Source organism: Maribacter corallii (genome assembly GCF_047345415.1).
GTDB lineage: Bacteria > Bacteroidota > Bacteroidia > Flavobacteriales > Flavobacteriaceae > Maribacter_C.
Genome location: NZ_JBLFEP010000010.1, coordinates 1 through 8387 on the forward strand (window position 1 = coordinate 1; position 8387 = coordinate 8387).

General features: G+C 33.9%; 4 protein-coding genes. All 4 read right to left on the reverse strand.

What is annotated here, in order from left to right:
• On the reverse strand, positions 1-3060 hold a 3060-nt coding region (locus ACKWCA_RS23790), incomplete at its 3' end, for an amino acid adenylation domain-containing protein (RefSeq protein ID WP_413980755.1).
• 37 nt (positions 3061-3097) lie between these two features.
• Complete coding sequence (gene asnB, locus ACKWCA_RS23795; RefSeq protein WP_413980756.1) at positions 3098-4960, reverse strand: asparagine synthase (glutamine-hydrolyzing); 1863 nt, start codon at positions 4958-4960, stop codon at positions 3098-3100.
• 128 nt (positions 4961-5088) lie between these two features.
• Positions 5089-6087 (reverse strand): TauD/TfdA family dioxygenase, encoded by a 999-nt coding sequence (locus ACKWCA_RS23800; RefSeq protein WP_413980757.1) that lies wholly within the window; start codon positions 6085-6087, stop codon positions 5089-5091.
• Positions 6088-6147: 60 nt separating this feature from the next.
• Positions 6148-8387 (reverse strand): condensation domain-containing protein (locus tag ACKWCA_RS23805; RefSeq protein ID WP_413980758.1); only part of this gene is annotated, 2240 nt, incomplete at its 5' end.

The window sequence follows — 8387 nt, forward strand, 5'->3', positions numbered from 1 at the left end:
ATCAGAAATCACTTCCTCCACTATTCGATGGAAATAACCGATGAACCTATCTATACTATCAGGTCTGAACAATTCAGTAGAATATTCCAAATTAAAATGCAACCTATCCCCTGACTCCATTGCTATCAACTCCATGTCGAACTTCGATATTCTAATTGGGTTATAAAAGGGCTTAAGTTCTAGTCCTGGAAGTTTAAATACTTCGTATCCATAATTCTGGAAACTAAACATCACATCGAATAAGGGATTACGATTTGTGTGTCTAGGTAAATCCAGTTCTTCTATCAAATTTTCGAACGGATATGACTGATTCTCAAAAGCAGATAAGGTTTTTGTCCTTACCGTTGTTAAAAACTCCTTGAAACTATAGCTTCCCTTTGGATGATTACGAAGCGCTATGACATTGACAAACATGCCAAGAATATTTTCCAAACCAGGCTCATATCTACCAGCAACGTTTGTACCCACGACTATGTCGAATCGATTGCTCAACTTACTTAGCAAAATATTAAATATTGATAGCACAGTCATGAACATGGTAGTCTCTGCCTCTTCACTAATTTCTCTTAATTTATCAGTGTCATGTTTATTAATAAGAAAAGATTTAATGCCACCTTTATATCCTTTAGTTCTAGGCCTAATCGAATCCATCGGTAAATTTAGGGGCATTATCTTATCAGAAAATTCCTGAATCCAGAATTCTTTCTGGATGTTTAAGTCCTCTTTATATTTATCTCCCTGCTGCCAAGTCGAATAATCCGTATATCGCAACCGTAATTTGGGAAGCTTTATTTTATTATACAAAGCCATAAAATCTTTTATTAAAATTTCTTGCGAGACCCCATCAGCAATAATATGGTGCATATCCACCAGCAATAAGTGGGACTTGTTTTTTAACTTTACCAAACCTACCCTAAGTAAAGGTGCCTCGCCAAGATCAAATGGTCTTATAAACTTTGTAATTACGGATTCAGAATTTGCTTCCGTAGATTCAGAATATTCAATGGAAAAGGCCGCTTCATTTTGTATCTTCTGAACTGGTTCCTCATCAATAGTTAAAAAAAGGGTTCGTAGGCCTTCATGACGCTTAATTAAGTCCTTAAATGCCCCCTCAATTCTATCCCGATCAATTTCACCTTTTAATCTTACTACCTGAGGTGTATTATAAGCCAAGGATTCATTATCGAATTTGTACAAAAAGTATAGCCTTTTTTGGGATGACGATAACGGGTAATATAATTTACTTTCAACATTATTAATACTATTGCTTTCAACCATAGAGTTTATACCATCCTTTGAAGGTTTTTGAAGTGCTTTTATTTTTTTCTCTATCAGGAGACCTTGCTTTTGTATCGTGAAGTTCTCAAAAACTTCACCCAATTTGACTCTGACGCCAAACGCAGAAAAAAATCTTGGTATTAATCTCATCATATTCAATGAGTTACCCCCTAAATGGCTAAATTTAACATTAGTTGAAATCTCATTTTGGTCTAAAATAGATTGCCATATGAATAGAATATTTTCCTCTATCACACTACTTGGCCCTACCAGCAAATCTTTCTTCTCAAAATCCAATAATGCTTGACGATTGACCTTTCCATTACTTAATAATGGGAAGGAATCTATGCACATTATTTTTGAAGGAATCATATAAGATGGCAAATGGTCTTCTAAGTATATTTCTAGTTCTTTCTGCAATTCTTCAGAATCATAATCACTCTTTTGAGAGGAAACAAATGCAGCTATTGCTTTCAATTTTTTATCATAAAGCACGATGGCCTGATCAATCAAGTCATTTTTTAAAAGAGTGTTTTGAATCTCATTAAGTTCAATACGAATTCCTCTCAACTTAATTAAACTATCTTGTCGACCTAACAGTTCAATTGTGCCATCTGTCAGCACTCGTGCATTATCGCCTGTTTTAAAAACCATTCCTGGATTACCTGTAGTCCTATCTAACTTGATAAACTTTTCTGCCGTTAACTCAGCATTATTAAGATATCCCTTTGATAAAAAGGGTGAAGCTATATATACCTCTCCTACGATTGGGGGTCTACATGCCTGATAGTCCTTATCCAACACAAGTAACTTTGTATTGGGTATCGGATTCCCAATTGGAATACTTCTTTTTGAAATATCTTCTGGTTTAATATTGTAGTAGGAGCTTATCATAGTAGCTTCCGTAGCTCCATATAGATTAACCAACTGAATACGGTCTTTAAAAGTAGCATACCAATGTTCTAGTTCAGAAGGAACAATTCTTTCTCCAGAAAGCAATACGTACTTTAAATTTTGAAAGTTTTCTTTAGTGGTAGATTTATTGTTAAAAGCTCGGAACATACTGGGAACACAATGTATAAAATTAATTTCTTCGTCATCAATCCACTTAATCATATTCTCCGATGTAAAAAAACCCTCTTTATTTGGTGGTATACAGATTGTTCCTCCACTCATTAGCGGAACAAAAATATCCCTAAGAAAAGCATCAAAATAAGGAGATATTAATTGGCTAAATTTTTGTTTGGGATAAATCTCAAAAGTTTCTAATTCCCAATTTATGAAATTCCATAAACCTCCATTTCTTCCAATAATACCTTTCGGTGTACCTGTAGACCCTGAAGTAAAGTATATATAAAGAGCATCATTATCGTCATAATCAGGAAATCTAATTAAACTCTCTTGAACACGTGCCTCCACAGCCGACAAACTAACTGAGGGAATATAAGTTGATTTCTGATCTTTGTCCGAAACAATAATCAAACTAAGTTCTGATTCCTTAATGATTTTTGAAAACCGTTTTTCTGGAAGAGAACTATCAAGAGGGACAAAAACGCAGCGAGCCTGTATTATTCCTATTATACAGACCACGAGGTCAGTAATATTACTAACATTTATTCCTATCCGAGACTCAGGAACAAATTCGTTATCCAACAAAAAAGCTGCAACCTTGGTCGATCTCGTACTCAATTCGGAGTAAAAAATTTCTTGTCCATTTTCTTTAATTGCAATACTATCACTGAGCGAACTCAGCCTCTTTAAAAGATTTTTTTGGGTATACATATATCTATTATTATAAATTTAACCTACTAAACAGGTTTCATTTTTCAATAAAATGTTCTAGAAATATTCCAAACGTTATTACGACTAGTAGAAAGTCGGTTTCAAAGGGAACATTAATACTAAAATTATCTTGGCGGTAGGTATTTTTCAAATTTTCCACAAAATCTGGGTCAAAATAACCCTGCCTTTTAATTGTATTGTATGATAAAAGGTCATTTATATACTCGATGTTACTCCGTAAAAGAAATGGGCTTCCCGGAGCAACAAATCCGAATTTTTCCCTATGCAAAATTTCTTTAGGGACGTTCTTCGAGGCTAATTTTCGAAGAATGTATTTTTCTGTTAAATCATGAAGCTTAAGTTCGGAAGGGATTCTTGTAGTAAACTCTACAATCTCTTTATCTAAAAACGGATATCTTATCTCAACTGAGTTTGCCATTGCCATTCGATCTCCGTGATCAGAAATAAGATGATCTACTAGTCTTAATTTGTAATCCACATATGATCTTCTACTAAGCATGTCTCTGCGATGAAGCTTGCTTTTATTAATTACGAAATGGTTTAAGCAATTTATCTCATCAAACGAATGTCTTAGGCCTTCAGAATATAATCGTTTTTTCTCGTTTTCGATATCACTAAAATTCGTCTCATAGAAAAAATCCGTACTACCCCATATTCTATTTCTCAAACTATGCTCTTTCTCTGAAATAGAACCACTATTCAATCCCATTCTCCTCATTTTATCAAATCGGTAGCCCACATAACCTGCAAAAAACTCATCAGCTCCTTCACCAGACAAAATAACTTTCAGACCATTTTCCCTGACTGCTTTAGACAAATTTAAAGATGCCGTATTGTATGTTTCTTTAATTGGGCATTCAGAATGTAAAATCGCTCTTCGCAACCCTTTACTAATGTCATCATTATAAAAAGTCTTTTGATATAATTCTGCACCGCACTTTTCAGCAATAATGTTTTGGTATTTCTCTTCTGAAATTTGTGAATCTGGAAATATAATCGAAAAAGCTTTTTGCTTACTAAAGCGGTTTAACTCAGAGACCTTCATACCAATCATTGATGAATCCAATCCCCCACTTAAGTAGACACCGGTTTCAACATCTGACCTTAAGCGCATTTTAACAGATTTTTCAAAGAGATAATGAAGCTCATCCAAATAATCCGCCTCAACAATTTTACAATCATTAAACTCTTTCTGAAAAGGTAAATCCCAATATTCTTCATCCGATATTTTACCATTGAAAGATATTGTCAAAAAATGGCCATTCTCCAAGGAATGAATATTCTTAAACATTGTTCGAGGACTAATCAAACCAGGGAAAGTAAGCACTTGGTCAAGCCCAACTTCATCAACATTCTTACTCACAAATGGATGCTGCAAAATAGCTTTTATTTCCGATCCGAATATGAAAGTTTTCTTTACATAGGTATAAAAAAATGGGATAATCCCTAGTTGATCACGTGCACAGAATATTATTTGTTTTTTTCGATCATAAAGAACAAAGGCAAACTGGCCATTAAGTTGGTTTAAAAATCTATGCCCTTTTTCTTCATATAAATGAAGGATAACTTCCACATCTGTGTTAGTCCTAAATTTATGTCCCTTATTCTCTAGGTCTTTTTTTAATTCTACGTAGTTAAAAATCTCTCCATTACATATTAAAATTAGACTTTCATCCTCATTATATATAGGTTGCATACCATTTTCCAACCCAATTATACTAAGTCTGTTAAATCCCAATGCAATATTGTCGAACAACAAAATATTTTGAGCATCAGGGCCCCTATGAACTAGGGTTCTATTCATTCTCTCTAATATTCCTACATCATCTGCAGTAATATTTTTTCCAGAGTATTTTATAAATCCACATATTCCGCACATAAATTTTAAGGATTGAACACTATCCCCAATGTTCGTATTCGTTGTTTAAAAAATAGAGATGTATTAATTCAGCAAGTCTCCGAAACTAGATTTAAAAAATAAGTCAATGAATAAACATATGGTTCTGCTTAATGGAAGTCAACGGGTTGTGACATCGCCGTCAAAATTTTTCGCTCACCTTTAAATGGATTCCTTCCATGTGAAAACATCATATTATCCAACATTAAAAAGTCATTTTTCTCCCATTTGAAAACAATAGAATTTTGTGAATAAAAATCTCTAAATTCTTGAATAACCGATTCTTCAATTTCCGAGCCATCACCATAATATGTGGCAAATGGCAAGTTTTCTTCATTAAAGTATTCTAAGACTAAAGGGTTATAATGACATTTTAGCCCAAAATACATATGATTGAACCAAAGGTTTTGATTAGTTAAGGGATGTTTCTGAAACGCTGAGAGCGTCCACTTCACCCTTAAATGATCACTATCTACCCATGAATATTCGAACTCGTTTGATTCTAGGTATTGATTAACTACTTTTTTGTCGTCCGTTTGATAGATAGTTCTCCAGTCCAAGCCAATACCCGGAGAGCTATTTCTTAGGTACTGAATTTTCTTTTGGTTAAATTTTTCGAGAGTCTCTTGCTTAAGACTATTTAATAATTTCCTTTCGTCTGCAATGGGTGTTTCTCCTCCTTCCAAAGGTGGGACCAAACAGAAAAAAGCTATAATCCTATTGTAAACAAGGGAATACGAATTTTCGGTATGCATATGAATTTGCTGATGTTTTGGGTGATTGGTAGAAGTATATACGTTATTGTAGACCTGTTCTCTTGGAGAAGTTCTATTCTCATATTTAATAGGATCACCGGAAACAGTAGAGAATAAGTCATTAAACCCTTCTGCGTTTCCAATATTAAACCCTCTAATGAGAATTGCTCCGTATATCGTTAAACAATCATTTAATTGATTTTTATATTTTCTTCCCCATTCAATAGAATTCAAGTTACTTTTTGCTCTTATTATAAGTGGATGTTCATTTGTTGGTAATTCAACTTCAACATCCTCGCCAAAAGTCGGTATATTACTTTTATTAACATTTGATTTACTAGATATTGTGTCCATAATTCATTAATTAGTATTTGTTGTTTTAAATTCAAATTTCAGTGAAAGTTTCTTCCCTACTTATCCAAATTTCAGATTCCTGATTTTAACTTTTTCATTGGTCAATACAAAATTCAAAATTGATTGGTAAGTTTCTAAAAACACCTGAATAGTATCTTCGTCATATAAAGAATTATTGTAGTGAAAGAAGATGTTAAAATTTTCACTGTTATCAAGAACTTCAACCTGAAGTTCATATTCAATACTCGTTCTTTCCAACAGGTGAACGTTCTTAAATTGTAATTTATCTATTTCTCGTTGGCTATCTATAATATTTAGAAAAGCAAAATGTACAAGAAAAAGCTGTTCAACTCTTGGGTCAATAATTGATAGAATTTCATTGAAGGGGTATTCTTGATGTTCAAGAGCTTTTAAAACGAGTTCCTTTACTTTGCCCAATAAGGTTGAATATTTATAACTGCCTTTTATTTTCATCCTTAAAGGAAGAGGATTTACAAATGTGCCCACTGTTTTGTCAAAAGATTCATTTCTTCCTAGGGAATCGGAACCTATGATAACGTCTTTATCGCCGGTTATTTTATTTAACATCAAGTAATAAATGGATAGAAAGAACATAAAATCTGTTACACCTTCTTGCGAACTAAAGGATTTTATACTTTTATAAGTTTCATCTTTAAGCCTTAAGGTCTTAGTTGAACATGAGTTACCATCAATGGATTCCCTCTCCTGAAGAATAGGAAGGTTTAGTTTCTTAATTTTTCCAGAAAGTTGAGTCGACCAATAGTTTCTATGAAATGCTTCATTCTTCTTTCCAGTTCTTACCCATTCAGAAAAGTCTGTATATTCATATTCTATCTTGGGCAATTTTTCTAAAAAATAAAGACCTTTTAAATCGCGTATCAAAATATTTATGGACATTCCATCACATACAATATGATGAATGTCAACAAATAAGTATTTCAGATTAGGACCATTAACTAATCCTAATCTTATTAAGGGTCCTCTTGATAAATTAAATGGCCTTATAAAATTTTCAAAATACTTTGGGAGCAGTTTCTTTTCGGGGCAGGTTATTGATTCTATTTTTAAATTAATGTTTGATTCTATTCGTTGGAAGACCCCACCATCTTTCAGTTCAAAACTAGTGCGTAACACAGAATGCCTTTGCACCATTTGATGTAGTGCTTTTTCTAAACGGACTATTTCTATTTCCTTTCCTAATTCTATAGAAGCGCTAATATTACGTCCAGTATCTTCTGTATCAATTAAATATCCAAAAAACAATCTTTCTTGTGCAGGGGATGCGCGATAATATGGTTTGATTTGGGCTTTATTTATAACCGTTTTGCTTGTAAGAGTATTGTTTCCAATAATAACCGCCATACCCGATACAGTATTAGTTTCAAATATATCACGTAAATCAATTTTTACAGAAAAAGCGTTCTGTACTTTGTTAATTAATTGGACGGCACGTATTGAATGTCCTCCGAGTTCAAAGAAACTTGTATTCGCTCCGATGACATTTGTAGGAAGTTTTAGAACCTCCGACCAGATTTCAACCAACTCCTTCTCTATATCATTTGATGGTGGTATAAAATTGTCTAGATTTATTTGAGGCTCTGGAAGGTCTTTTAGATTAACCTTACCATTAGAGAGTAAGGAGAAGTTCTCTAAATGAACAAAATGGGATGGTACCATATAATCCGGAAGCGTTGCGTATAAGTGTTTTTTTAAAACCTCCAATTCTATTTCCTTTTCGGAAGTATAATAACCCGTTAAATACTTGTCCTCTGCTTTCCCTTTCAGCCTTACTATCGCCTCATTTATTCTTTCATGACGAACTAACACGTTCTCAATCTCTTTAAACCCTATCCTATGTCCCCGGATCTTTACCTGGTCATCTAAACGACCTATATACTCAAGGTTACCATCTGCCGACCATACTCCTAGGTCTCCTGTCCTGTAAAGCAACGTACCTTCCTCAAAGGGGCTTTCGATAAATCGCTCGTCGACCACCTCTTGATTTATATATCCAGCGGAGACACCATATCCTTGTATACATATTTCACCAGAAACCCCTAAAGGCTGTAATTCGTTTTGATTGTTCAAAATCAATATTGAAGTATTTGAAATAGGTTTACCTATGGGAACTGTATACTTATTCTCGTCTTCGGTAGTATCCTCCACATAATACCTATCTACATTGTAATAGGTGGCATCGGCCCCTACTTCCGTAGAACCATAGATATTCACCAATTGAACTTTGCCCCATGCCTTGTAAAATTCCTTGGCCAATTGAA

Excerpts from the sequence above, each read along its gene's own strand:
- asnB (WP_413980756.1), bottom strand. The coding sequence starts at position 4,960 with ATGTGCGGAATATGTGGATTTATAAAATACTCTGGAAAAAATATTACT.
- ACKWCA_RS23800 (WP_413980757.1), bottom strand. The coding sequence starts at position 6,087 with ATGGACACAATATCTAGTAAATCAAATGTTAATAAAAGTAATATACCG.